Below are 25,369 nucleotides of genomic sequence, written 5' to 3' on the forward strand. Positions count from 1 at the left end.
CAGTGCCCAGGACGACGGACGGAGACGGGACGCCCGTTCCGCAGCGGCTGCTGGCCGCGGCCACCCGGCTCTTCGCCGAGCAGGGTTACGACCGGACCTCGGTGCAGGAGATCGTGGAGGCGGCCGGCGTCACCAAGGGGGCGCTGTACCACTACTTCGGCTCCAAGGACGACCTCCTGCACGAGGTGTACGCGCGCATGCTGCGCGTCCAGCAGGAACGGCTCGACCACTTCGCGGGCATGGACGCGCCGGTGGAGGAGAGACTCAGAGCCGCCGCGGCGGACGTCGTCGTCACCACGATCGACAACCTCGACGACGCGATGATCTTCTTCCGGTCCATGCACCACCTCAGCCCGGAGAAGAACAAGCAGGTCCGCGCCGAGCGACGGCGCTACCACGAACGGTTCCGCGCGCTCATCGAGGAGGGCCAGAAGGAGGGCGTCTTCTCCACGGCGACCCCGGCCGACCTGGTCGTGGACTACCACTTCGGCTCCGTGCACCACCTGTCGACCTGGTACCGCCCGGACGGCCCCCTCACCCCGCAGCAGGTCGCCGACCACCTCGCCGACCTGCTGCTGCGGGCACTGCGTCCGTGAGGCGACCGTCCGTGAGGTGACGGACGAGCGCTGCGGCCGCCGGGTTCCCGGGCCGCGGGCCGCGTCCTGCGAGGACGACCGTACGGCCGGGCTCCGGCTGCCGTATCAGCACGCACGGCAGCCCGGCCCGCTCGCCGATGGCCCGGGGCGCGAAAGCCACGCCGATCCCGGCGCGGACGAGGTCGACCAGCAGGCCGACCTGGGTGACGTCACAGGTGATACGGCGGTCGAGTCCGCAGTGTGCGGCCAGACGCCGCACGGCCGTCTCCAGTCCGGTGCCCGCGGAAGTCGACGAAGGGCTCCTCGGCGAGGTCCTTGATGAGCGTGCGTCCCGCCCGGGCCAGCGGATGCCCCGGCGCGGTGATCAGCACCAGCTCCTCGTGCCAGGTGGCGTGCGCGGTGAGGCCCTCGGGCGGTTGCCGGGTGTCCGGGCGACGAAAGCGAGGTCCAGCTCGCCCGCCCGGAGCGCCTCGGTCAGCTCGGTGACGGCCGCGTCCCGGACGGACACCTGGATGCCGGGGAACTCCCGGTGGAAGGCGGCCAGTTCGGCCGGCAGGTCGACACACGTCAGCGTCTGGATGGTGCCCACGGACACCCGGCCGCTCGCCAGGCCCGCGACGGCCGCGACCGCGTCCCGGGCCGCCTCGGCCCCGGCCAGCAGCGCGCGGGCCTGCGGGAGCAGGGCCCGGCCGGCCCCCGTGAGCACCACGCGGCGGCCCGTACGGTCGAACAGGGCGGCGCCCAGCTCCCGCTCCAGGTTCCGGACGGATGTGCTGAGCGCCGACTGGACGATGAGTTCGGCGCGGGCGGCGGCGGTGCAGCTGCCCTCGGTCACGACGGCCATGAAGTGGCGGAGCTGACGGATCTCCATCCATCCATCGTGGAGATGGTGTCCAGCGAATCCATCTGTTGGACCGGTGGCCGGCCTGCGGGCCACGCTGGACGCATGACACGCAGACCGACTCTCCTGCACCGGTTCCTGGCGTTTCTCCGAGCCCTCGCCCGTGAGGACCACCCCTACTCGGGCGGCTACTAGAGGTACTTCTTCAACTCCCGCCGCGCCAGCGACCGCTGGTGCACCTCGTCCGGGCCGTCGGCCAGCATCAGGGTGCGGGCGCCCGCGTACAGCTCGGCCAGCGGGAAGTCCTGGCTCACCCCGCCCGCGCCGTGCAGCTGGATGGCCCGGTCCAGGATGCCCACCACCGCGCGCGGAGTGGCGATCTTGATGGCCTGGATCTCCGTGTGGGCGCCCTTGTTGCCGACGGTGTCCATCAGCCAGGCCGTCTTCAGCACCAGCAGCCGCAGCTGCTCGACGGTGACCCGGGCGTCGGCGATCCAGTTCTGGACCACGCCCTGCTGGGCCAGTGCCTTGCCGAACGCGGTGCGCGAGACGGCCCGCCGGCACATCAGCTCGATCGCCCGCTCGGCCATGCCGATCAGCCGCATGCAGTGGTGGATCCGGCCGGGGCCGAGCCGGGCCTGGGCGATGGCGAAGCCGCCGCCCTCCTCGCCGATCAGATTGGCCGCCGGCACGCGCGCGTGGTCGAAGATCACCTCGGCGTGGCCGCCGTGCAAGTGGTCCTCGTAGCCGAAGACCCGCATCGCGCGCTTGACGGTGACACCGGGCGTGTCGCGCGGCACCAGGACCATCGACTGCTGGCGGCGGATGTCGGCACCGTCCGGGTCGGTCTTGCCCATGACGATGAAGATCTTGCAGTCCGGGTTCATCGCGCCGGAGATGTACCACTTGCGGCCGGTGATGACGTAGTCGTCGCCGTCCCGCCGGATGTGCGTGGTGATGTTGGTGGCGTCCGAGGAGGCCACCTCCGGCTCGGTCATCGCGAACGCGGAGCGGATCTCACCGGCCAGCAGCGGCTCCAGCCACTGCTTCTTCTGCTGCTCGTTGCCGAACTGCGCGAGCACCTCCATGTTCCCGGTGTCGGGCGCGGCACAGTTCGTCGCGGTGGGTGCCAGGTGCGGGGAGCGGCCGGTGATCTCGGCGAGCGGGGCGTACTGGAGGTTGGTGAGTCCCGCGCCGTGTTCGGCGTCCGGCAGGAACAGGTTCCACAGCCCCTGCCTGCGCGCCTCGGCCTTCAGCTCCCCGACCACCGCCGGGATGTCCCACGGGGACGCCAGCCGCGCCCGCTGTTCCTCGGCGACCGCCTCGGCCGGGTAGACGTACTCGTCCATGAAGGCGAGCAGCTTGGCGCGCAGTTCCTCGGTGTGCGCGTCGAACGCGAAGTCCATGAACGTTCAGCCTTCCTGAAGAGTGGTCAGTCCGTGGTCGATGAAGACGGGGACGAGGTCGCCGATCCGGTCGAAGCCGCGTCCGACCGTCTGGCCGAGCGTGTACCGGTAGTGGATGCCCTCGAGGATCACGGCGAGCTTGAACCAGGCGAACGCCGTGTACCAGGAGACGGCGGAGACGTCGCGCCCCGAGCGCGTGGCGTACCGTTCGATCAGCTCCTGCGGAGAGGGGTGTCCGACGGCCGTGGCGGTCGTGGAGATGGGGGAGTCGGGCAGCTCCAGCGGCCGGCTGTACATCACCAGCAGACCCAGGTCGGTCAGCGGGTCGCCGAGGGTCGACATCTCCCAGTCGAGGATCGCCTTGATCCGGTCGTCGTCACCGATCAGGACGTTGTCGAGCCGGTAGTCGCCGTGGACGACGGTCGGCGCGGGGGAGACGGGCAGTTCCCGGCCCAGCGCCGCGTGCAGCTCGTCGATGCCCGCGAGTTCGCGGTTGCGGGAGGCGTCCAGCTGCTTGCCCCAGCGGCGCAGCTGCCGGTCCAGGAAGCCCTCCGGCCGGCCGAAGTCCGCAAGGCCCACCTCGCCTGGATCCGCCGCGTGCAGCTCGACGAGCGTGTCCACCAGGGACAGCACGGCGTTCCGCGTGCGCTCGGCGCCGAGCGGGGCGAGCTGCTCCGCTGTGCGGTACGGGGTGCCCTCGACGAACTCCATGACGTAGAACGGCGCCCCGAGCACCTCCTCGTCCTCGCACAGCAGCACCGGGCGCGGGACCGGCACCCGGGTCGGGTGCAGGGCGCTGATCACGCGGTGCTCGCGCTTCATGTCGTGCGCGGTGGCCAGCACATGGCCGAGCGGGGGGCGGCGTACGACCCACCGCGAGGTGCCGTCGGAGAGCGCGTAGGTGAGGTTCGACCGTCCGCCCTCGATGAGCCGGCCGGTCAGGGGGCCGGTCACCAGACCCGGGCGCTCGCGGTCGAGCAGGGCGCGCAGCCGATGCAGGTCGAGTCCGGGCGGGTGGTCGGCGCTCATACGTCACTCCTACGAACGGGTGAACAGGACTCGACTATGATGCCGACCGGTCGGTATGTCGTCCAGTGCATGTGCTCGACACGAGGTCAAACGTGACCGGGGCCACGATAGGCCGACGGCCCCCCGGGCACGCCGCCCGGAGAGCCGTGGGCCCCTGTTCTGGCTGCCGTCAGTGATCGTCCCAGTGGCCCTCGTGCTCGGCGTGCCGGTGTCCGTCGTGCAGATAGTCGACGTGGTCGCCGTGGCGCACCTGGGCGTGCCCGCACTCGTCGTAGTGCACGTGCTCATGGTCCTGGTGGACGGTGTGCGCGGACGGTTCGCACTCGTCCCAGTGGCCCTCGTGCTCTCGGTGCAGATGCCCGTCGTGCGCGTAGTCCAGGTGGTCGCCGTGCGGCACGGCGTTGTGCCCGCAGCCCGGACCGTGGCGGTGCGTGCCGTGTGCGGTGTGTTCCTGGTGAAGGGCGGTCATGGTGCTCACCTTCGGGATACGGGGATCTGACGGCGGACAGGCTATGCGCGAAGTGGCGGATATCGGTGCATACCGCTTGCGTGGCGCACGAGTACCCCGGAGGGTCGAGGGCATGAAGGGCATCAGCTACCGCCAGTACGGCGGACCCGAGGTGCTGGAGTACGGCGAGGTGCGCGACCCGAAGGTCGGTCCCGACCAGGTGCTGGTCAAGGTCCGGGCGGCCGCCGTCAACCCGGTCGACTGGAAGTGCCGCGAGGGCCATCTGGACACGCTCCTCGACACCGTCTTCCCGGTGATCCCCGGCTGGGACGTCAGCGGGGTCGTCGTCCGGCCCGGGATCGCGGTCACGGAGTTCGCGGCCGGCGACGAGGTCATCGGCTACTGCCGCGAGGACTTCCTCTCCCGAGGCACCTTCGCCGAGTACGTCGCCGCGCCCGTGCGCACCCTGGCCCGGAAGCCGCGGAACCTCTCCTTCGAGGAGGCCGCCGGGCTCCCGCTCGCCGGGCTCACCGCCTACCAGGTACTCGTCAAGGCGCTTGAGGTCGAACGGGGCGAGACCGTGCTGGTGCACGCGGCGGCCGGCGGGGTCGGCTCCCTCGCCGTCCAGATCGTCGTCCACCGCGGCGCCCGGGTGATCGGCACGGCGAGCGAGCGCAACCACGACCATGTGCGCGGTCTCGGCGGCGAGCCGGTGGCCTACGGCGAGGGCCTGGCCGAGCGGGTGCGCGCGCTCGCCCCGCAGGGCGTGGACGCCGTCTTCGACACCGTCGGGGGCGACACGCTGAGGATTTCGGCCCATCTCCTCGCCCCGGAGGGCCGCCTGGCGTCGATCGCCGACCCGGAGGTGCTGAGCCACGGCGGCCGCTACTGCTTCGCCCGCCCGGACGCCGGGGATCTCGGCGAGCTCTCCCGCCTGGCCGAACAGGGCGCGGTCCGCGTACACGTCCAGGAGACGTTCCCGCTGGAACGGGCGGCGGACGCGCAGCGGCTGAACCAGGAGGGCCGCACCCGCGGCAAGATCGTGGTCAGGATCGACCGGGAGAGCGAGGAACACCCCCCGGGCTAGACGACCAGCGCGGCCGCGCACAGCGCCAGCGCCAGCGCGCACAGCGCCGCCGCCGCCGCGTGCCGGGCGGCGAGCGCCGGCGGACGCGGACCGGTCGCGAGGGCCCGGATGCGGCGGTGGGCCACCCCCAGAAAGCCCAGGAAGAGCACACAGCACAGGGCGCAGACGGTCACCGCGGTGGCGGAGGCGCCGCCGTGCAGGGCGGTCTTGATCGCGAGTACGGCGGCGACGGCGGCCGAGAGGGTCGTACGACGCCAGGCCAGCCGGGTGCGCTCCGGTTGCAGCCCCGGGTCGCGCCCGGCCGTGCTCATCCCGCCCATCCGGCCAGCACCACCACGACCATCGCCACGGCCACCACGGCGACCACCAGGCTCAGCACCGCCGGGAACCGGGACGCGGGAAGGTCCTCGCCGCGCCGGATCGCCCGCTCGCAGCGCACCCAGTGGTTCACCGCGCGCAGGGAGCAGAGCACGCCGGCGCCGAGCAGCGCGAGCGCGAGACCGACCCGCCACGCCCTGCGCAGCTCGGGCAGGAACTGGTCCACCGCGAATCCGCCGCCGATCAGCGCGAGCGCCGTGCGCAGCCAGGCGAGAAACGTGCGTTCGTTGGCCAACGAGAACCGGTAGTCGGGCGTGCCGCCCTCGGCCCGCATCTGCTCCGGCGCGAACCACAGCCGGATGTTCCGTACGAATTCGCTCACGCGGCCGACCCTACCGGGCGGTCACCGGCCCGCCCGGAACGCCTTCAGCCTCTCGTACGCCGCCAGCCCGTCCGGTACCCACTCCCACGCGCCGAGCCGCCGCTCGACCTCCTCCTCGGGCAGGAAGTCGTGCCACTGGACCTCCTCCGCCTGGGGCCGCACCGGCAGCTCGCAGCGCACCTCGTACACCGCCGACCACCAGCTGTGCCCGGCCCCGTCGTCGTACAGGAACGTGAACAGGTGGGTCGGCCGGGGGAGTCCCGTCACCCCCAGCTCCTCCTCGGCCTCCCGCAGGGCCGCCTCGTCGTAGGACTCGCCCGCCCCGACGACCCCGCCGACGAACATGTCGTACAGCGCCGGGAAGACCAGCTTGGTGGCCGTGCGCCGGTGCACGAACAGCCGGCCGGCCGCGTCCCGGGCCTGGACGAACACGCAGCGGTGGCGCAGGCCCTTTGCATACGCCTCGCCGCGCGGGTACTGGCCGACGACCTGGTCGTTCTCGTCGACGATGTCGAGGATCTCGTCCGCGGGGTTCATGGCCCCATCAAAGCAGGGGTCCGCTCAGCGGCGCTGGAGGTCCCGTGCCGAGGGCTCCGTCTCCCCCGGGCCGCACGGCATCGCGGGGTGGAGTCCGAGCAGCACGATGCCCGCGACCACCGCCGCGAGCCCCGCCGCCTCCCAGGCCAGTGCCCCCGTGTCGGTGCGCAGCCGGTCCCCGAGGAAGCCGACGCCGCACAGGATCCCGGCGAGCGGCTCGGCGGCGGTCAGGGCGGGCAGCGACATGCGCAGCGGGGCCGTCTCGAAGGCACTCTGCACGAGCAGCAGCCCGGTGGCCCCGCACACCAGTACGCCGTACGGCTGCCAGCCCGTGAACAGCTCGGTGAAGCCGCCCTCGGAGAACCGGGTGCCGCTCACCCGGGTCAGCGCGTCCTGTACGCCGTACAGCAGCCCGGCGGCGGTGGCCAGCAGCACCGGTCCCCAGCTCAGCCGGGAACGCTTGCCGTACGTCGTGAGCACCAGGGCCGCCCCGACCGTCGCGCCGATGATCAGCCAGTGCCGCAGCGGATCGGAGATGGCGCTGCCGGCCCGTGGCTCGCCCGCCATGATGAACGCGCTCACCCCGCCGGCGAGCAGCAGCAGCCCCGCCCAGCCCTGGCGGCCCAGGGGCTGCTTGGTCTGGTACCGGGAGAGGGCGAGCGCGAACAGCAGGTTGGTCGCGAGCAGCGGTTCGACCAGGGAGATCTCGCCCTTGCCGAGGGCGATCGCGCCGAGCACCATGCCGGCGATCATCAGCCCGAGCCCGCCCAGCCAGCGCGGCACCCGCATCAGGTCCAGCAGCAGCCGGAACGACAGGAAGTCGCTCAGCGGCGCCTTCTGCGCGGCGTTCTGCTGGAGGACGAATCCGAAGCCCAGACAGCAGGCGGCACTCACGGCGAGAAGGAGAACCAGAACGGACACGCTGCGTACCTCGATCATCCGGCCGGACCACGGGTGCGTAGTGGCCGACTGTAGCGCCCCCGGGGCGGCATTGACCCGCAAGCGCGTGGAACAGGGCAGTTGACTCGCCATGGTCCGGGGCGGGGCGGCCCCGCGCCATGGCGTACGCCACAGACCACCATCGGGTACCCCCGTCCGGGCAGCGGCTCACCTGCGCTGGGTTTCCCAATTTCCCTGCGAGTAACGGTAGTTGAACCCATTAACAGCCCTGTTCCGCTTGACGCAAACCTTGGCTGCGGGTTTGCTGTGAGTGATCGGTCGATGGCAGCCCGAGAAACAGGAAGTCCCGCGGTGCCCCCACTCCCACCCCTGCTCGGCGCCGGCCGGGCCTTGACGCACCGGTCCGGCGACACCGCCCCGGACGACTCCGGGGCCTTCGACGACGCCCTCGACGACGCCGAACTGCGCACCGCGCGCGCCGCGTTGGTCCAGGGCCGGCGCCAGGCCGCCCGCTCCCTGCTGCTCCACACGGGCGACGACTGGGACCGCCGCGGTCACCGGCTCACCGTGCTCGCCCAGGAGCCGTACGCCGTGGCCTGGTCCCGCGACTGGCTGCACGCCGAACCAGGCTCCGCCGACGCCGCCGTGCTCCACGCCCTCGCCCGGGTCCAGCGCGCCCTGCGCGGCAAGGAGGACCCGGACCGGGCCCGCGAGGCCTGCGCCACCGCCGCAGCGCACACCCCGGCCGACCCCAGCCCCTGGCTCGGCCTGCTCCTCCTGGCCCGCGCCTTCGGCCCGGAGCGCGAGGTGCTCGGCACCTTCGCCGAACTGCGCCGCCGCCACCCCGAGCACCACCACGCCCACCATCTGCTCCTCGCCCGTCTCGCCGAACGGCCCTCCGGCGGCCGGGTGGCCGAGGACCACGAGGTGTACGACCTCGCCGAGCTGGCCGCCGCCGAGGCCCCGGCCGATTCCCCGCTCGCCGTCCTGCCGGTCGTCGCCTACGCCGAGCGCTACCGGGTCCTCGCCGCCAGCGGCCTGGCCCCGGCCGACCCCGCCGCCTCCGGGCACTGGTCCGGCCCCAGGGCCCGCCGGATCCTGCGCGCCTGCTTCGACTGGTGGCTGGAGTGGGAGCACGACGAACACCCCCGGCGCCACGTCGACCTCAACCACCTCGCCTTCGCCCTGTCCTGCGCCGGGCGCCCGGCCGAGGCGGCGGCCCTCTTCCAGCGCATCGGCCGGCACGCCACCCCGGCCCCCTGGTCCTACGCGCACCGCGACCCCTGGACGGCCTTCCAGACGGCCCGCGCCCGCGCGCTCGGGCATTGAGCAACCGGGCCCGTGCGTGCGTATGGGTTTCCTACACCCGCGTAAGAACTGATTACGGAAGTCTGACCGCGGACCCGATCCCCTGGCCCCACGGGGCCCCGAGTGCTCGAATGAATACGTGAACTCTGAACGATCCGGGGAGCAGGACGGCACACCCGTCGGCCGACGCGTCTTCCTCGGCACCCTCGGCCTGGGCGCGCTCGGCTTGGTCGCCGCGCCCGCGCTGCAACGCGGCCTGGACGGCTTCCTCGGCGCCGTCGCCGGCAAGGACCCCACGGGCCTGACCGGCCTGCTGCCCAACGGCGGCGGCTTCCGCTACTACTCGGTCGCCGCGTCGGTGCCGAGCCTGAACGCCACGGACTACCACCTGAAGATCGGCGGCCTGGTCGACCGCCCGCGCACCTACACCATGGCCGACCTGCGCGCCCTGCCGCAGACCCGGCTGGTCAAGGACGTCCAGTGCGTCACCGGCTGGCGGGTCCCCGGCACCCCCTTCGAGGGCGTACGCCTCTCCCACCTGCTGGACGCGGCGGGAGTCCGCTCCACCGCGAAGGCGATCCACTTCACCTGCTTCGACGGCACCTACACCGAGAGCCTCACCCTCGACCAGGCCCGCCGCCCGGACGTCCTGGTCGCGCTGCGCATGCAGGACAAGGACATCTCCCACGACCACGGCGGTCCGGTCCGCCTCTACGTCGCCCCCATGTACTTCTACAAGTCGGCCAAGTGGCTCTCCGGGATCACGGTCACCGACCGGGTCGAGCCCGGCTACTGGGAGCACCTCGGCTACGACGTCGACGCCTGGGTCGGCCGGTCGAACGGACGGACCGATGAGCCTACGAGCTGACACCCCGGCCCCGACCAGCGCCCGCATCCACCGCTTCAGCCGCGCCGAACGCTGGGTGCACCGCGCGACGGCCGCGCTGATGGGCGTCTGTGTCGTCACCGCGGCCGTCCTCTACATCCCCCAGCTCGCGGTCGTGGTCGGCCGCCGGGAACTGGTCGTCCGCGTCCACGAGTGCGCCGGGCTCGCCCTGCCCGTACCGGTCCTGCTGGGCCTGGCCTCCCGCGCCTTCCGCGCCGACCTGCGCTTCCTCAACCGCTTCGGCCCGCACGACCGGCTCTGGCTGCGCGCCGCCCTGCGCCGTGACAAGCGCCGCTCCTCGCGCCCCGCGGGCAAGTTCAACGCCGGCCAGAAGGTCTACGCCGCCTGGATCGCCGGCGCCACGCTCGTGATGCTCGGCACCGGCCTGCTGATGTGGTTCACCCACCTCGCCCCCCTGATGTGGCGCACCTCGGCGACCTTCGTCCACGACTGGCTGGCCCTGACGATCGGTGTGGTCCTGGCCGGCCACATCGGCATGGCCCTGGGGGATCCGGAGGCGAGAAGGGGGCTGCGCACGGGGACGGTGAGCAGGGAGTGGGCGAAACGGGAGCACCCGCTGTGGCGCCAGTGAGCAGCGCCCTGCCGCGCCGGTGACCCGTGTCCGCCGCGACGGCGCACTGCGGCGGTGCCGAACTCACCGCAACCGGCTCAGAACTCCAGCAACACCTTGCAGGACCGCCCTCGATCAGCGGCCAGCGCAAACGCGCTGCCGGCTTCCCCGACGGGAACCACCGCGCTGATCAGCCCCTCGAACTCTCCGCGACCGGCGAGCAATTGAAGCGCGTCGTCGAACTCGGCGTCGAACCGGAACGCGCCCCGCAGCTCGATCTCCCGGCTCACCAACAGATTTCCGGCGAACGGACTCTGTCCCGGCGGCAGCGTCCCGAGCTGGACGACCACACCGCCGCGCCGCGCCAGCCGCAGACACGTGTCCAGCCCGGCCGCGGCCCCCGACGCCTCGACGGCCACGTCCACCTCCTCGGGCCACCCGGCGTCGTCCGGATCGTCGGCCCGTACGAGCGTGTCGGCCCCGGCCACGGCCGCGTACCCGAGGGCCTCCGGCACCAGGTCGGTCGCCGTCACCCGGGCCGCGCCGGCCGCCTTCGCCGCCGCCACGACCAGGCACCCGATCGGTCCGGCCCCGGTCACCAGCACATGTTCGCCGGACACGTCCCCGGCCCGCCGCACCGCGTGCAGCGCCACCGACAGCGGCTCCGCGAGCGCGGCCCTGCGCAGCCCGAGCCCGTCCGGCAGCGCCCGCAGTCGCCCGGCCGGTACGGCGATCCGCTCGGCGAAGGCGCCCTGGACGTGCGGAAAACGGGCCGCGCTGCCCAGATACCGGGTGTCCCGGCACACGTTCGCCCGCCCGTCGGCGCACTCCGGGCAGCGCCCGCACGGGCCGGCGGGGTGCACGGCGACCGCCGTACCGGGCTCGGGACCCGTGGCCCCGGCGCCGTAGGCCACCACCGTGCCCACCACCTCGTGCCCGAGCACCATCGGCTCGCGGAGCCGGAAGTCCCCGACCCCGCCGTGCCGCCAGTAGTGCAGATCGGAGCCGCACACCCCGCCGTAGCGGACGGCCACCAGCGCCTCGCCGGGCCCGGGTTCGGGCACGGGCAGCTCCGCCACCCGCAGGTCGCCGGCCCCGTGGATCACACAACCCAGCATCGCCGCAGCCCCTTTCACAGGACGCTCGTCATACCGCCGTCGACGTACAGCATCTGGCCGCCCACGAAGTCCGAGGCCGGCGAGGCGAGGAAGAGCAGGGCGCCCACCAGGTCCTCGGTACGGCCCCAGCGCCCGGCCGGGGTGCGCCGGCGGACCCAGGAGCTGAACTCCTCGTCCGCCACCAGCGGCCGGGTCAGCTCGGTCTCGACGTAGCCGGGGCCGAGACCGTTGACCTGCACGCCGTGCGGCCCCCAGTCGGCGCACATGCCTTTGGTGAGCATCTTCAGCGCGCCCTTGGTCGCCGCGTACGGCGCGATGCCGGGCCGGACGACCTCGCTCTGCAGCGAGCAGATGTTGACGATCTTGCCGTGGCCGCGTTCCGTCATCCGCCGGGCGGCCTCGCGGCCGACGAGGAACGCGCTGGTGAGGTTGGTGTCCAGGATCCGGTGCCAGTCGGCGTCCGTGAACTCGAGCAGCGGGGCGCGCAGTTGCATGCCCGCGTTGTTCACCAGGATGTCGAGCGGGCCCACCCGCTCCTCGACCTCGGCGATCCCGGCGGCCACGGCCGGACCGTCGGTCACGTCGAACACCACCGTACGGACGTCACCGGGCAGCGAGGCCGCCGCCTCGGCCAGCCGGCCGGCGTCACGCCCGTTGAGGACCACCGTGCAGCCCGCCTCGGCCAGGCCCCGGGCCAGCGCGAGGCCTATGCCCCGGCTGGATCCGGTGACCAGGGCCGTACGGCCGCCGATGTCGAAGAGCGGGTGACTCATCCTCGCGCCCCTAGACGACCAGTGAGAGAAGCAGGACCAGGCCGCCGCCGACCACCGAGAGAATCGTCTCCATGAGCGACCAGGTCTTGACGGTCTGCCCGACGCTCAGCCCGAAGTACTCCTTCACCAGCCAGAAGCCGGCGTCGTTGACGAAGCTGAAGAAGAGCGAGCCGGCGCCGATCGCCAGCACGAGCAGGGCGGTGTGGGTGGTCGACATGTCGGCCGCGAGGGGGGCCACCAGGCCCGCCGCCGAGACCGTCGCCACCGTCGCCGAACCCGTGGCGAGCCGGATCACGACCGCGATCAGCCAGGCCAGCAGCAGCGCGGGGATCGACCAGTTCTTGGAGATGTCCAGGATCATCTGGCCCACGCCGGAGTCGATCAGCGTCTGCTTGAAGCCACCGCCGGCGCCGACGATGAGCAGGATGCCGGCGATGGGCATCAGGCCCTTCTCGACGGTCTGCTGCAGCCGCTCCTTGCTGAACCCGGCGGGCCGGCCCAGTGTGAAGAAGCCGACGATCACGGCGGCCAGCAGCGCGATCAGCGGGGAGCCGACGACGTCGAAGACGCGCTGGGTGGTGTTGGCGGCGTCGTCGACGACGATGTCCACCAGCGCCTTGGCCAGCATCAGCACCACCGGCAGCAGCACGGTGGCGAGCGTCGCGCCGAAGCCCGGACGGCGCTCCAGCTCCTCCGAGGGGCGCTGCGGCAGCATCCGCTCGGGCGCCGGGACGTCCACCCAGCGGGCCGCGACCTTCGAGAACAGCGGGCCGCCGATGATCACGGTCGGGACGGCGACGAGGATGCCGAACGCCAGCGTCACGCCCAGGTTGGCGTGCAGCGCGTCGATCGCGACCAGCGGGCCGGGGTGCGGCGGGATCAGGCCGTGCATCACGGACAGGCCCGCCAGCGCCGGGACGCCGATGCGCATCAGGGAGTAGTTTCCGCGCTTGGCGACCATGAGCACGACCGGGATCAGCAGCACGATGCCGACCTCGAAGAACAGCGGCAGGCCGATCACGGAGGCGATGAGCACCATCGCCCACGGCATGGCCCGGCCTCCCGCCTTGGCGAGGATCGTGTCGACGATCTGGTCGGCGCCGCCGGAGTCGGCGAGGAGCTTGCCCAGGATCGCCCCGAGCGCGATCAGGACGCCCACGCCGGCCACCGTGGAGCCGAGCCCGGTGGTGAAGCTGGTGATGGCCTTGTCGAGCGGTGCCCCGGCGGCCGCCCCGAGCGCCAGTGACCCGATGGTCAGCGCCAGGAAGGCATGGAGCTTGAACTTGGTGATGAGCAGGACGATCACGGCGATGCCCACCAGGACGGCTATGCCCAGCTGGGCGTGTCCGGCGGAGGTGATCGGCGGAGGTGCGTCCGCTGCCAGCATCTCGACGCTGAGTCTGGTCACGGGGGTTCCCTTGCGGTAACGGGGGGACGGGGGTGAGTGCTACTCGGATGCCACGGGAAGCGAATCCAGCGCCCGCACGGCGCGTTCGGCGATCTCCTGGGGGCTGCCGCCGACGTCCACGGCGACTCCCGGCTCGTCCGGCTCCAGGGGCTGCAGCGCGGCGAACTGGGAGTCCAGCAGCGCGGTCGGCATGAAGTGCCCCTGCCGCTGCCCCATCCGGTCCTCGATCAGCTCGCGGTCCCCGGTGAGGTGCACGAACACGACACCAGGAGCGGCGGCCCTGAGCCGGTCGCGGTACGACCGCTTCAGCGCCGAGCTGCTGACCACGCCGCCCAGTCCGGCCCGGCTGTGCGCCCAGTGACCGATGGCGTCCAGCCAGGGCCACCTGTCGGCGTCGTCGAGCGGGATCCCGGCCGACATCTTGTCGATGTTGGCCTGCGGGTGGAAGTCGTCGCCCTCGGCGTACGGGACGCCCAGCCGCGCGGCGAGCAGCGGACCGATGGTGGTCTTGCCCGTCCCCGCGACGCCCATCACGACGACGACCTGGGGGGTTCGCATGAGTGCCTCGCTGTCTTCCTCGACATCCGACGCCGCGTCGGCGTCGCCACACTGAAACCCATTAGGTACGACGAATTCAAGAGTCTGTGACATATAAGTCTGACTTTTTCCCTCGGTGATCCACGCCGTACGCTGAGTGCATGACCACACCGGGCCGGGGGCTGCACGGCCGTGTACTGGACTCCCTCGGCCCCGCCATCACTGCGGGCGAGTACCCGCCGGGCAGCGTGCTGCGCACGGACGAACTCGCACAGCACTTCGAGGTTTCACGCTCCGTGATGCGCGAGGCGGTCCGCGTGCTGGAGTCCATGCACCTGGTCGAGTCCCGCCGCAGGGTGGGCGTGACCGTCCGTCCGAAGGCCGAGTGGAACGTCTACGACCCGCAGGTCATCCGCTGGCGCCTCGCGGGCGCCGACCGCCCGCACCAGCTGCGCTCGCTGACCGTGCTGCGCTCCGCCGTCGAACCGGTCGCGGCCGGGCTCGCCGCCAAGCACGCGACGGCACGGCAGTGCGCCGAGCTCACCGAGTGCGCGCTCGGCATGGTGGCCAACTCACGCGGCCACAAACTGGAGAAGTACCTCGTCCACGACGTCGCCTTCCATCGGGTCGTCCTGAACGCCTCGGGCAACGAGATGTTCGCCAGGCTCGGTGACGTCGTCGCGGAGGTGCTGGCCGGCCGCACCCATCACGAGGTCATGTTCGAGGACCCCGACCCGGCGGCGGTCACCCTGCACGTACAGGTGGCGGAGGCGGTCCGTGCGGGCGACGCCACCCGCGCCGAGCAGCTGACCAGGGAGATCACCGTGGGCGCCCTGCAGGAACTGGACATCCTGGCGCCCTAGCCGGAGCTAGTCCAGGAAGTCCCCGTCCACGTACACCCACGCCCCGTCGAACCGCTCGAACCGGCTCCGCTCGTGCAGCGAACCACCCCGGTAGGAGGCGCGGAACGTCACCGTGCCCGTGCTGTGGAAGGCGGACCCGTCGGTCGTGTCCAGGATCTCCAGGCCCGTCCACTTCATGCGGGCGTCGAGGTCCAGCCGCTCGGGCCGGGTCCGCGGATGCCAGGTGCGCAGCAGATACCCCGCGTTCCCCGTCACGAACGCGCTGTACCGCGAGCGCATGAGCCGTTCCGCGGTCGGTGCGCTCGCGGATCCCGTGTGGAAGCGGCCGCAGCAGGCGTCGTAGGGCCGGGGGAGTCCGCAGGGACAGGTGCGCGAGGTCATGGGGCACATTCTGCCCGTAGGAGGCGCCCGCATCGGACCGGATGCACAGTGGAAGGGCTGAACCAATGCGCCCCGCGAGGGGCGCGGGGAACCGCGCGACCAGCCACGACGGCGCCGCACACGACCGAAGGACTGGCGCCGCGCCCCCCGGAGCAGGAGGCGGACCATGACCGAGCCCATGCGCGGCCGTTCTCCGGCCGTCAAGGAGTGGCGGCTGAACCTGTACCTCTCCGAGCACGACCCGGACACCACCGCCCGGATCGTCCTGGACACCGGCGACAACGTCCTCGAAAGCCGTGCGGAGGCCCGGCGCAGCCCCTACGACCCCGATGTACCGGAGATAGGCGACGAACTCGCCGCCGGACGTGCCCTGATCGCCATGGGCCGCGTACTGCTGCGCGCCGCCGACGGGGACATCAAGGCGGTGGGAGCGTTCGACGCGGAAGAGGACCTCTCACCTCTGTGGCTGGACCGGGAATGACCCCCGGCCGGGGCAGGGCCCCTCTCACCGCCCCTTGCGCAGGAACCGGCGCAGCCGTGTCAGCGGCCAGGTGTTGATCACCTCGTCCCGGGTGAGCCAGCCGCGCTGCGCCGTGCCGACGCCGTAGCGCAGCTGGGCCAGGTGCGGAATGGAGTGCGCGTCGGTGTTCACGGCGAACCTCACCCCGTGCCCCCGTGCACGCAGGATGTCCTCGTCGCGCAGGTCGAGACGGTCCGGCTGGGAGTTGACCTCCAGCGCGGTCCCGGTGCGCGCGCAGACCGCGAACACCTCGTCCCAGTCGGCGTCCACGCCCGGCCGCCTGCCGATCAGCCGGGTCGTCGGATGGCCGAGGATGCTGACGTACGGGTTCTCGCAGGCCCGCACCAGCCGTCGCGTCATCGCCACGCGGTCCAGGTCGAAGTGCGAGTGCAGGGAGGCCACGCACAGGTCGAAGCCGGCCAGGAACTCCTCCGGCCAGTCCACCCCGCCCTCCGGGGCGATGTTGAGCTCGGTGCCGTGCAGCAGCCGCATCCGGTGGTGGGTGCCGTCCAGCTCCCGCAGCCGCTCCCGCTGGGCGAGGATCTTCTCCTCGGTCATGCGCTGCATGTACAGGTCGGGCGCGTGGTCGGTGACCGCGTAGTACGCGTAACCACGGTCGGCGGCCGCCGCCACCATCGCGTCCAGGGGGGCCAGCCCGTCCGTGAGATCGGTGTGGGTGTGCAGGTCACCACGGATGTCCTGCTCTCGCACCACCTCGGGCAGCTCGCCGTGCAGGGCCGCCTCGATCTCCCCGCGGTCCTCCCGCAGCGTCGGCGCGATCCACGGCAGCCCGAGCCGGGCGTACACCTCCTCCTCGTTGCGCGAGGCGAGCGAGTCCCCGCTCTCGGCGTCGAACAGGCCGTACTCGGACAGCTTCAGCCCCTGGTGCACGGCGATCGTGCGGGTACGGATGTTGTGCGCCTTGGAACCGGTGAAGTACTGCATCCCGGCACCCCAGGACTCCGGCGGCAGCACCCGCAGATCGACCTGGAGCCCCTTGCCCGTGCGGATCGACGTCTTCTTCGAGCCCCGCGCGATGACCTCCGCGGTGGTCGGCAGCTCGCACAGCGCCGCCATGAACGCGTCCGACCGCTTCGCCGCGACCAGGACGTCCAGATCCCCGACGGTCTCCCGCATCCGGCGCAGCGAGCCGGCGTACGCGCAGCGCTTGCACCCGGTCACCGCGGACAGCTCGGCGACGATCTCCTCGGCGGTGTCCAGCGCCAGCGACAGCGGCACCCGGTCGCCCGCCCGCTGGAGCAGCTCGATCCCGTGCCGGATGTTCTCCTGCGTCTTCTCCCCGAAGCCCTTCAGATCGGCCAGCGCGTCCGCCTCGATCGCCGCGGCCAGCTCGCTCACCGACGAGATGTGCAGGTCCTCGTAGAGCCGCAGCGCCTTCTTCGGACCCAGCGTGGGGATCGTGATCAGCTCCCGGACCCCGGCGGGAATCTTCGCCCGGCGCTCCTCGACCACCGCCATCCTCCCCGTGCGCAGGTACTCGCCGACCTTGTCGGCGATCGACCTGCCCACGTTCGGGATCTCCTTCAGGCCGTCCTCGTCCAGCTTGGAGATGTCGGCCGGATACCCGCCTATGGCACGCGCCGCCTTCTCGTAGGCGCGCGCCTTGAAGGCGTCGCCTCCCGTGATGGCGATGAGGTCCGCGTACTCCCGCAGGAGCGCCTCGACCTCGTCATTGGGCCGGGCCACCCCTCAAGTCTAGGGAAGGTCACGGAGCACCGGCAGCGGCGGCAGCTTCGCCCCGTGCACCCATTCCTGGAACAGCCCGTCCAGCGGCTCGTTCGCGAACCGGGCCACGTGCTCGGCGAACGCCGCCGTCGTCACCACCCCGTGCCGGTGCAGCCGCACCCAGCCGCGCAGCATGCGGAAGAACGCGTCGTCGCCCAGGGCACAGCGCACCGCGTGCAGGGTCAGGCCGCCCCGTTCGTAGAGCCGGTCGTCGAACATCGCCTTGCGGCCCGGGTCGGCCAGCCTGAGGTCCTGCGGCAGTGTGGACAGCGACCGGTGCGCGGCGGCGGCCAGTTGCTGGGCGCCACGGCCGCCCGAGCGCTCCGACCACAGCCACTCCGCGTACTTGGCGAAGCCCTCGTTCAGCCAGATGTGCCGCCAGTCGGCGACGGTCAGGCAGTTGCCGAACCACTGGTGCGCCAGCTCGTGCGCCACCAGCCGCTCCGAACCGCGGGCGCCGTCCACGTGGTTGGAGCCGAACAGCGACAACCCCTGTGCCTCGACAGGCACGTCCAGCTCCTCCTCGGTCACCGCGACCGCGTAACTGTCGAACGGGTACGGCCCGAACAGCTCCTGGAACAGCTCCATCATCGCGGGCTGCCGCGCGAAGTCCCGGGAGAACTCGGGCAGCAGCTGCGCCGGTATGTGCCCGGGCTGCGGCACGCCGCCCGGCCCCGGGTCGCCCAGCAGCACCGTCTGGAACGTGCCGATCACCAGGCCGACGAGATAGCTGGGCGTGGGCGCCGACTGCTCGTACACCCAGGTCGTGGTCGAGGCCTTCGTCGTACGCGTCAGCAGACGCCCGCCCGTGACCACCGCGTACGCGGACGGCGTGGTGACCGAGATCAGGTACGACGCCTTGTCGGCGGGCCGGTCGTTGCACGGGAACCAGGACGGCGCCCCGACCGGCTGGCTCGCCACCAGCGCCCCGTCCGCCAGTTCCTCCCAGCCGATCCCGCCCCAGGGGCTCGCCACCGGCCTGGGATTGCCGGACCAGTGGACCTCCACCGTGAAGGCGGCCCCGGCCCGGATCGGCTTGGCCGGGCGGACGCGCAGCCGTCCGCCGCGGTGCGTGTAGTGCGGCTGCCGGCCGTCCACCCGCACCCGGCCGATCCTGAAGTCGGCCATGTTGAGCTGGAACTCGGCGAGCGGCGCCCGGCCCGCTATGGCGTTGATCCGCGCCGTGCCGGACAGCCGGTTCGGGCCGGGCCGGTAGTCCAGCGCGAGTTCGTACCGGTGCACCCGGTACCGGGAATCGCCGTTGTCCGGGAAGTACGGGTCGGGGCCGGCCGACTGCTGAACTGCCACTGCTGTGTCTGCTCCCTGCGCTGTGCCACCACGAGGTGCCGGTGCGCCCACCGGCCCCGAGCGGCCCGCGCTCAGGGACGCCATGCCTCGATCGGATTGCCGAGCCAGCGGCTGTCGTCCGGGACGGACTCCGCGGCCATGACGAGTGACGCGGGACCCAGGGTCGTACGGGCCCCGACCGTGCTGCCGGGCAGCACGATCCCGCCAGGGCCCAGCGTGGCGCCCTCACGGAGGATCACAGTATCCGTCCGCAAGATCCGGTCGTGGAAGAGGTGGGTCTGCAGTACACAGCCGCGGTTGACGGTGGCCGCGTCCTCCAAGGTCACCAGATCGGTCTCCGGCAGCCAGTAGCTCTCCACCCACACGCCCCTGCCGATGCGCGCGCCGAGCCCGCGCAGCCACGCCGTCATCACCGGCGTTCCGGGCACGGCCCCGGCCAGCCACGGCACCGCCAGTACCTCGACGAAGGTGTCCGCCAGCTCGTTGCGCCAGACGAAGGAACTCCACAGCGGATGCTCCCCGGCCCGGTGCCGCCCCACGAGCAGCCACTTCGCGACGATCGACACCACGGCCGCCGCGGCACCGGCCGTCAGCAGCACCAGTCCTGACAGGGCCCAGGCCCACGGCCCCAGCGCACACAGCGCCGCCACCGTCGCCGCGGCCAGCGCAGCCGAACACAGCACCGGCACGAGCCGGCACAGCTCCACCAGACCACGGGCCCACAGCAGCCGGGCGGACGGCTCGTAGGTACGGCTCTGGTCCCCGCCGGACGCGCTGCGCGGCAGCTTCACCGGTGGCAGCCCCAGGTACGAGGTGCCCTTCTTCGCCTTCTTCGGCGTCGCCGACAGCACACCGACCAGGCCGCCGTCCGGCACGCTCCGGCCCGGCGCGGTCATCCCGGAGTTCCCGAGGAAGGCCCGCCGCCCGATCTCCGCGCGCCCGATCCGCACCCAGCCGCCGCCCAGCTCGTACGGCGCGGTCAGTGTGTCGTCCGCCAGGAAGGCCCCGTCGCCGACCGTGGTCAGGCTCGGCAGCGCGAGCACGGTCGACACCTCGGCGCCCCGCCCGATCCGCATCCCCAGCAGCCGCAGCCACACCGGCGTGACCAGCCCCGCGTACAGCGGGAACAGCGCCTCGCGGGACCGGTCCATCAGCTGCGTCACGGTCCACGCCTGCCAGCCGACCCGGCTGTGCGTGGGGTGCGTCCCCTCGCGCAGCCCCAGGCTGAGCGCGCGGACGGCGACCAGGATCAGCAGGGCGTACGCCAGCCCATAGGCGAGCGTGGCCGGGACCAGCCCGAGCGCGGCCCCGCGCAGGGCCTGGACGAGCGAGCCGCCGGGCGTCACGAAGACCCGGGCGACCAGCAGCGCGGCCACCCCCGCGAGCAGCGGCAGCGCGCCGAGCGCGACACCCGCCACGCCGTACATCACCCGCCAGTACGTGCCCCGCTGCGGCCGCTCCTTCGGCCAGTTGCGCTTGGCCTTGCCGAGCTTGACCGCGGGCGCCCCCGCCCACCGCTGACCGGTGGGCACCTGCCCGGAGACCGCGGAGCCCGGCGCCACCTCGGCCCGCTTGCCGACGCGGGCCCCGGGAAAGAGCATGCTGCGGGTCCCGACGGTGGCGTGTGCGCCGACCTTGACCGGGCCGATCTCCAGACGGTCGCCGTCCAGCCAGTACCCGGACAGGTCGACCTCGGACTCCACGGCCGCGCCCCGGCCCAGCCTGAGCATGCCGGTGACCGGCGGCAGCGAGTGCAGGTCCACGTCCGCGCCGACCTTGGCGCCCAGCGCCCGGGCGTACCGCTCCAGCCAGGACCCGGTGAGCGAGGTGGCGCCGCTGAACTCGGCCAGCCGCTCGGCGGTCCACAGCCGCAGGTGCACGCTCCCGCCGCGCGGATACCGCCCGGGTGCGAGGCCCCGCAGCAGCAGCCGCGCCCCGCCCGCCGCGAGCGCGATCCGGCCGGGCGGGCTGAAGAACAGCAGCGCGCCGGCCGCGAGCAGCCACCAGGGGGCGGTCGGCAGCCAGCCGTAGCCGGGCAGCAAATTCCCCACGGCGGCCAGGACCACCGTCCAGCGCAGCCCCAGCAGGGTCACCAGCGGCAGAAGCAAGAGCAGCTGGGCGGCCTGGGCGCGGACCGGCACCGGCGCGACCGTGCGGGCGCTGCCGTCGTCCTGCGCCGAGGCCTCCAGCCGCCGGGCCAGCTTGCGCAGGGTGGGCTGCTGGTAGATGTCGAGGACGGCCGCGCTGGGGTAGCGGGTGCGCAGCCGGGTGGTGAGCTGGGCGGCGGCCAGAGAGCCGCCGCCGATGGCGAAGAAGTCGTCGTGCGCGCCGGTCACCGGGATGCCCAGAACCTCCGCCCACTGCTCGGCGAGCCAGGCCTCGGTGCCGTACAGCTCTGCCTTCGGGGCCTGCACGCCCTCCAGCGGCCAGGGCAGGGCATTCCGGTCCACCTTGCCGGACGTCCGGGTCGGCAGCTCGGCGACGGGCGCCAGCAGCGGCACCAGCGCGGCCGGCAGCTCGGCGCGAAGCTTCTCCACGGCGGCCGTGTGGTCCCAGCCGTCCTGGGTGACGACATAGCCGACGAGGAGCTGGTTGCCGCTGCGGGCTGTGCGCACGGCAGCCGCGGCCCCGGCGACGCCGGGCAGCGCCTGCAGCGCGGCGTCCACCTCCCCGAGTTCGATCCGCCGCCCGCCGAGCTTGATCTGCTCGTCGGCCCGGCCCAGGAAGATCAGCCCTTCCGGTTCGGCCCTGACCAGGTCGCCACTGCGATAGGCCCGCTCCCAGCCCAGCGACGGAAGCGGCGCGTACTTCTCGGCGTCCTTCTCGGGATCGAGATACCGTGCTAGCCCGACCCCGCCGATCACGAGCTGCCCACTGTCACCCATGGCCACCGGCTCGCCCGCGTCGTCGACGACGGCGAGCTCCCAGCCGTTCAGAGGCAGCCCGATCCTGATGGGCTCCGCACCGGTGAGCAGTGCCGCACAGGCCACGACGGTCGCCTCGGTCGGCCCGTAGGTGTTCCACACCTCGCGCCCCTCGGTGACCAGCCGCTGCGCCAGCTCGGGCGGGCAGGCCTCGCCGCCGAAGATCAGCAGCCGTACGTCGTTGAGCGTCTCCGGCTCCCACAGCGCGGCGAGCGTGGGCACGGTGGAGACGACGGTGATCTCCTGCTCGACCAGCCAGGGCCCGAGGTCGGCACCGCTTCTGACCTGCGCACGCGGCACGGGCACCAGACAGGCGCCGTACCGCCAGGCGAGCCACATCTCCTCGCAGGACGCGTCGAAGGCGACGGAGAGTCCCGCCATGACCCGGTCGCCGGGCCCGATCGGCTCCTCGGTGAGGAACAGGGCCGCCTCGGCGTCCACGAACGCGGCGGCGCTGCGGTGCGTGACGGCGACGCCCTTGGGCTTCCCGGTGGACCCGGAGGTGAAGATGATCCAGGCGTCGTACCCGGGGCCGGGCCGCGCGGCGGGAGAGCCGGCGGTGCCCTGGACGGTGAGGGTGTGCCCGGCTCCGATGACGGCCCGTACCCCCGCCTCCCCGAACACCAGGTCGGCCCGCTCGTCCGGGTCCTCGGCGTCGACGGGGACGTAGGCGGCACCGGCGGCGAGGACGGCGAGGACGGCGACATAGAGCTCGTTCGTCCCCGAGGGAACCCGCACACCGACCCGGTCCCCGAGCCCGACCCCCGCCGCGGCGAGCCGCTGCCGCAGCCGTTCCACCTCACCGGCCAGCGCACGGTAGGTGAGACACGTCGTACCGTCGTCCAGGGCGGGCTCGTCCGGATGGGACCGCACGGTCGCGTCGAAGACGTCGACCAGCGTGCGCGGCGAGGCCGCCGGCGCCGCCGAGAAGCGTGCGCTGTCGCCGAACTGCGTGCGGATCTCGTCGTCGAGCAGGGCGAGAGCGCTGCTCTCGTCTATGGCTGCCATCGGGTCCTCACGTCGGGTCCGGCCGAGTAACAAGCCGGAAATATTAGTACGACGCTAGGCTCCGCCCCTTCGTCCGGCTGCCCGCGCGGGCCGTTCGGATGAGTGCGGCGCCCCGTCCAGGGCCGCTGACCTGCCGACCTTCACATGGGGTGAGAGATGGCCCACACACCGTCAAGGAGCGGGCGTTCGGGGGCAGTTCGGCCTTCTGGCAGGCTCGGGGCAAAAGCAGAGGACCCCTGCTGCGCAGGGGTCCTCACTGGTGTCCGAGGGGGGACTTGAACCCCCACGCCCGATAAAGGGCACTAGCACCTCAAGCTAGCGCGTCTGCCATTCCGCCACCCGGACAAGGTGTCTGTCGTGCGGGGGAGTCCCTTTCGTTGGGGTTTCCCTCGCGGCGACGAAGGAAACATTACCAGGCTTTCGGGGGTGGCTGATCACCCCCCGCCCCGGCGGGGGGTCACGCGTGAACGGCGTGTGTCGGGCCGGGACCGGTCTTGGGCCGCGGGTGGGGGCGGAGAGAGGATGAGGAGGACCACCAGCAGCGACAGTGTGGGAGGAAGCACGTGAGCGAGACGGACACGGCCAGGGGCGTCACCGGCGAGGACGAGGTCGTGGACCTCTGCCGCGAGCTGATCCGGTTCGACACCAGCAACTACGGCGACCACTCCGGCCCCGGCGAACGCCGGGCGGCCGAGTGGACCGCCGAGAAGCTCGCCGAGGTCGGGCTGGAACCGAAGATCTTCGAGTCCCACCCGGGCCGAGCCTCCACGGTGGCCCGCATCGAGGGGGAGGACCCCTCCCGGCCCGCGCTGCTGATCCACGGCCACCTTGACGTCGTGCCGGCCAACGCCGACGACTGGACCCATCACCCGTTCTCCGGTGAGATCGCCGACGGGTGCGTGTGGGGGCGCGGCGCGGTCGACATGAAGGACATGGACGCCATGACCCTCGCGGTCGTGCGCGACCGGCTCAGGAGCGGGCGGCGGCCGCCGCGGGACATCGTGGTCGCCTTCCTCGCCGACGAGGAGGCCGGCGGCACCTACGGGGCCCGCCACCTGGTCGACAACCACCCCGAGCTGTTCGAGGGCGTCACCGAGGCGATCAGCGAGGTCGGCGGCTTCTCGTTCACGGTGAACGAGCAGCGCCGGCTCTATCTGATCCAGACGGCCGAGAAGGGCATGCACTGGATGAAGCTGACCGTGGCCGGTACCGCCGGGCACGGCTCCATGATCCACCGGGACAACGCCATCACCGAGCTGTCCGAGGCCGTGGCCCGGGTCGGCCGGCACAGGTTCCCGGTGCGGGTCACCAAGACCACCCGGGCCTTCCTCGACGAGCTGGGCGACGCGCTCGGGACCGAGCTGGACCCGGAGGACATGGAGTCCACCCTGGTCCGGCTCGGCGGCATCGCCAAGTTCATCGGGGCGACCCTGAGCAACACGGCCAACCCGACCCAGCTGAACGCCGGCTACAAGGTCAACGTCATCCCGGGCGAGGCCACCGCGCACATCGACGGACGCTTCCTGCCGGGATACGAGGAGGAGTTCCTGAGCGACCTCGACCGGCTCCTGGGGCCGCTCGTGCGACGCGAGGACGTGCACACCGACAAGGCCGTCGAGACCGGCTTCGACGGGCCGCTGGTGGAGGCCATGCAGTCCGCGCTGGTCGCCGAGGACCCCACCGCCAAGGCGATCCCGTACATGCTCTCCGGTGGCACCGACGCCAAGTCCTTCGACGACCTCGGCATCCGCGGCTTCGGCTTCGCCCCGCTGAAGCTGCCGCCGGAGCTGGACTTCGCCGGCATGTTCCACGGTGTGGACGAGCGGGTGCCGGTAGAGGGACTGCGGTTCGGCGTCCGGGTGCTCGACCGGTTCATCGACGCGTCGTGAGGTCCTGGGCCGAGGAGGGAACACCTCGTGAGGCCCTGGCCCTGGGAATTCGGGCAGCCGTACGAGATCGACTGAGAAGGGTGAATCGGACCATAAGCTCGTAGCTCCATTACTCCCTCCTCGTTACAGGTGATGCGATCCCCGCACCTTGGGATCGCATTGCCAACAAGGAGGAATAATGATCAAGAAGGTCGTCGCTGCTGCGGCTGCCACCGGTGGGCTGGTTCTCGCGGGCGCGGGCCTCGCCGTCGCCGACTCCGGTGCCCAGGGTGCCGCCGTGCACTCCCCGGGTGTCGTCTCCGGCAATGTCATCCAGGTGCCCGTGCACGTGCCGGTGAACGTCTGCGGCAACACGGTCAACGTGATCGGGCTCCTGAACCCCGCCTTCGGCAACACCTGCGTCAACAAGTGACGTCGGTTCCCTGAGGGGACGTCCCTCGGGAGCCGTCCCGAGGGGATCGCACCCGCGAGCCGTCCTCAGGGGGCGTCTTTTGTGAGCCGTCCTCGCAGCCCAACAACCTCGTCGGCCTCATCGCGGGCGCGGCTGTCGTCTTCCTCTTCTCCGGACTCGCCATCAACGCCGTG

At 72.2% G+C, this 25,369-nt stretch carries 24 protein-coding genes, 1 tRNA gene and 1 pseudogene; 9 read left to right on the forward strand and 17 right to left on the reverse strand.

Annotated features, from left to right (window positions below; translation table 11 throughout):
- Positions 1-2 precede the first annotated feature (2 nt).
- Positions 3-596: a TetR/AcrR family transcriptional regulator gene (locus AB0L59_RS33410; protein ID WP_365590392.1), complete on the forward strand. Its 594-nt coding sequence runs from the start codon at positions 3-5 to the stop codon at positions 594-596.
- Here AB0L59_RS33410 and AB0L59_RS33415 read toward each other — a convergent pair.
- The 4 genes and pseudogenes from AB0L59_RS33415 to AB0L59_RS33430 form a co-directional block, all read right to left on the reverse strand.
- Positions 535-1,467, reverse strand: a pseudogene (locus AB0L59_RS33415) (LysR family transcriptional regulator). The gene AB0L59_RS33410 and the pseudogene AB0L59_RS33415 sit on opposite strands and share 62 nt — an antisense overlap.
- A gap of 161 nt (positions 1,468-1,628) precedes the next feature.
- Positions 1,629-2,843 (reverse strand): acyl-CoA dehydrogenase family protein, encoded by a 1,215-nt coding sequence (locus tag AB0L59_RS33420; protein WP_365590393.1) that lies wholly within the window; start codon positions 2,841-2,843, stop codon positions 1,629-1,631.
- A 6-nt stretch (positions 2,844-2,849) separates the two neighbouring features.
- Positions 2,850-3,872 carry a phosphotransferase family protein gene (locus AB0L59_RS33425; protein WP_365590394.1) on the reverse strand — a complete coding sequence of 341 codons (1,023 nt, stop codon included), beginning with the start codon at positions 3,870-3,872 and terminating at the stop codon, positions 2,850-2,852.
- A gap of 169 nt (positions 3,873-4,041) precedes the next feature.
- The gene (locus AB0L59_RS33430; RefSeq protein WP_365590395.1) at positions 4,042-4,341 is read right to left on the reverse strand and encodes a hypothetical protein; all 300 of its coding nucleotides are present in this window, start codon (positions 4,339-4,341) and stop codon (positions 4,042-4,044) included.
- Positions 4,342-4,453: 112 nt separating this feature from the next.
- Between AB0L59_RS33430 and AB0L59_RS33435 the strand changes: the two genes are divergently transcribed.
- Positions 4,454-5,407, forward strand: a complete 954-nt coding sequence (locus AB0L59_RS33435) for an NADP-dependent oxidoreductase (RefSeq protein ID WP_365590396.1) — start codon at positions 4,454-4,456, stop codon at positions 5,405-5,407.
- Here the strand turns inward: AB0L59_RS33435 and AB0L59_RS33440 are convergent.
- From AB0L59_RS33440 to AB0L59_RS33455, 4 genes are read right to left on the reverse strand one after another with little or no spacing between them, the layout of a single operon-like run.
- Positions 5,404-5,727: a DUF202 domain-containing protein gene (locus AB0L59_RS33440; RefSeq protein ID WP_365590397.1), complete on the reverse strand. Its 324-nt coding sequence runs from the start codon at positions 5,725-5,727 to the stop codon at positions 5,404-5,406. The genes AB0L59_RS33435 and AB0L59_RS33440 overlap by 4 nt on opposite strands.
- Positions 5,715-6,107, reverse strand: coding sequence for a DUF202 domain-containing protein (locus tag AB0L59_RS33445; RefSeq protein ID WP_365590398.1), 393 nt, complete (start codon positions 6,105-6,107; stop codon positions 5,715-5,717). The genes AB0L59_RS33440 and AB0L59_RS33445 overlap by 13 nt, the downstream gene beginning before the upstream one ends.
- Before the next feature lie 21 nt (positions 6,108-6,128).
- Positions 6,129-6,644 (reverse strand): NUDIX domain-containing protein, encoded by a 516-nt coding sequence (locus AB0L59_RS33450; protein WP_365590399.1) that lies wholly within the window; start codon positions 6,642-6,644, stop codon positions 6,129-6,131.
- Between the two features lie 24 nt (positions 6,645-6,668).
- Complete coding sequence (locus AB0L59_RS33455) at positions 6,669-7,565, reverse strand: DMT family transporter (protein WP_365590400.1); 897 nt, start codon at positions 7,563-7,565, stop codon at positions 6,669-6,671.
- 330 nt (positions 7,566-7,895) lie between these two features.
- Here AB0L59_RS33455 and AB0L59_RS33460 point away from each other — a divergent pair, with 330 nt between their 5' ends.
- The 3 genes from AB0L59_RS33460 to AB0L59_RS33470 all read left to right on the forward strand — a co-directional run bounded on the left by AB0L59_RS33460 (position 7,896) and on the right by AB0L59_RS33470 (position 10,330).
- Positions 7,896-8,873: a hypothetical protein gene (locus AB0L59_RS33460; protein ID WP_365590401.1), complete on the forward strand. Its 978-nt coding sequence runs from the start codon at positions 7,896-7,898 to the stop codon at positions 8,871-8,873.
- 118 nt (positions 8,874-8,991) lie between these two features.
- The gene (locus AB0L59_RS33465) at positions 8,992-9,720 is read left to right on the forward strand and encodes a molybdopterin-dependent oxidoreductase (RefSeq protein ID WP_365590402.1); all 729 of its coding nucleotides are present in this window, start codon (positions 8,992-8,994) and stop codon (positions 9,718-9,720) included.
- Positions 9,704-10,330: a cytochrome b/b6 domain-containing protein gene (locus AB0L59_RS33470; protein ID WP_365590403.1), complete on the forward strand. Its 627-nt coding sequence runs from the start codon at positions 9,704-9,706 to the stop codon at positions 10,328-10,330. Before AB0L59_RS33465 ends, AB0L59_RS33470 begins: the two co-directional genes overlap by 17 nt.
- A 77-nt stretch (positions 10,331-10,407) precedes the next feature.
- Here the strand turns inward: AB0L59_RS33470 and AB0L59_RS33475 are convergent, their stop codons facing one another.
- From AB0L59_RS33475 to AB0L59_RS33490, 4 genes are read right to left on the reverse strand one after another with little or no spacing between them, the layout of a single operon-like run.
- On the reverse strand, positions 10,408-11,427 hold the full coding sequence (locus AB0L59_RS33475) for an L-idonate 5-dehydrogenase (protein ID WP_365590404.1): 1,020 nt from the start codon (positions 11,425-11,427) through the stop codon (positions 10,408-10,410).
- Between the two features lie 14 nt (positions 11,428-11,441).
- Entirely contained in the window at positions 11,442-12,200 is a 759-nt protein-coding gene (locus AB0L59_RS33480; protein WP_365590405.1) for an SDR family oxidoreductase, read from the reverse strand.
- Between the two features lie 10 nt (positions 12,201-12,210).
- Entirely contained in the window at positions 12,211-13,608 is a 1,398-nt protein-coding gene (locus tag AB0L59_RS33485; RefSeq protein ID WP_365590406.1) for a gluconate:H+ symporter, read from the reverse strand.
- 39 nt (positions 13,609-13,647) lie between these two features.
- The gene (locus AB0L59_RS33490; RefSeq protein WP_365590407.1) at positions 13,648-14,166 is read right to left on the reverse strand and encodes a gluconokinase; all 519 of its coding nucleotides are present in this window, start codon (positions 14,164-14,166) and stop codon (positions 13,648-13,650) included.
- Between the two features lie 140 nt (positions 14,167-14,306).
- Between AB0L59_RS33490 and AB0L59_RS33495 the strand changes: the two genes are divergently transcribed.
- On the forward strand, positions 14,307-15,008 hold the full coding sequence (locus AB0L59_RS33495) for a FadR/GntR family transcriptional regulator (RefSeq protein WP_365590408.1): 702 nt from the start codon (positions 14,307-14,309) through the stop codon (positions 15,006-15,008).
- A 6-nt stretch (positions 15,009-15,014) separates the two neighbouring features.
- Here AB0L59_RS33495 and AB0L59_RS33500 read toward each other — a convergent pair whose 3' ends face one another.
- Entirely contained in the window at positions 15,015-15,389 is a 375-nt protein-coding gene (locus AB0L59_RS33500) for a YchJ family protein (RefSeq protein ID WP_365590409.1), read from the reverse strand.
- Positions 15,390-15,555: 166 nt separating this feature from the next.
- Here AB0L59_RS33500 and AB0L59_RS33505 point away from each other — a divergent pair, with 166 nt between their 5' ends.
- Positions 15,556-15,870, forward strand: a complete 315-nt coding sequence (locus tag AB0L59_RS33505; protein ID WP_365590410.1) for a dsRBD fold-containing protein — start codon at positions 15,556-15,558, stop codon at positions 15,868-15,870.
- A gap of 24 nt (positions 15,871-15,894) precedes the next feature.
- On the opposite strand, the gene polX is transcribed toward AB0L59_RS33505, so the two are convergent.
- The 4 genes from polX to AB0L59_RS33525 form a co-directional block, all read right to left on the reverse strand.
- Entirely contained in the window at positions 15,895-17,616 is a 1,722-nt protein-coding gene (polX, locus tag AB0L59_RS33510) for a DNA polymerase/3'-5' exonuclease PolX (RefSeq protein WP_365590411.1), read from the reverse strand.
- Positions 17,617-17,625: 9 nt separating this feature from the next.
- Complete coding sequence (locus AB0L59_RS33515) at positions 17,626-18,963, reverse strand: M1 family metallopeptidase (RefSeq protein WP_365590412.1); 1,338 nt, start codon at positions 18,961-18,963, stop codon at positions 17,626-17,628.
- A gap of 71 nt (positions 18,964-19,034) precedes the next feature.
- On the reverse strand, positions 19,035-22,895 hold the full coding sequence (locus AB0L59_RS33520; RefSeq protein ID WP_365590413.1) for a Pls/PosA family non-ribosomal peptide synthetase: 3,861 nt from the start codon (positions 22,893-22,895) through the stop codon (positions 19,035-19,037).
- A gap of 257 nt (positions 22,896-23,152) precedes the next feature.
- Positions 23,153-23,240, reverse strand: a tRNA-Leu gene (locus tag AB0L59_RS33525).
- Between the two features lie 218 nt (positions 23,241-23,458).
- Between AB0L59_RS33525 and AB0L59_RS33530 the strand changes: the two genes are divergently transcribed.
- Both AB0L59_RS33530 and chpH read left to right on the forward strand, forming a co-directional pair.
- On the forward strand, positions 23,459-24,784 hold the full coding sequence (locus AB0L59_RS33530) for a M20/M25/M40 family metallo-hydrolase (RefSeq protein ID WP_365590414.1): 1,326 nt from the start codon (positions 23,459-23,461) through the stop codon (positions 24,782-24,784).
- A gap of 178 nt (positions 24,785-24,962) precedes the next feature.
- Positions 24,963-25,196, forward strand: a complete 234-nt coding sequence (chpH, locus tag AB0L59_RS33535) for a chaplin ChpH (RefSeq protein WP_031162172.1) — start codon at positions 24,963-24,965, stop codon at positions 25,194-25,196.
- Positions 25,197-25,369: the final 173 nt, after the last annotated feature.

The organism is Streptomyces sp. NPDC052109, assembly GCF_040680195.1.
Taxonomy (GTDB): domain Bacteria; phylum Actinomycetota; class Actinomycetes; order Streptomycetales; family Streptomycetaceae; genus Streptomyces.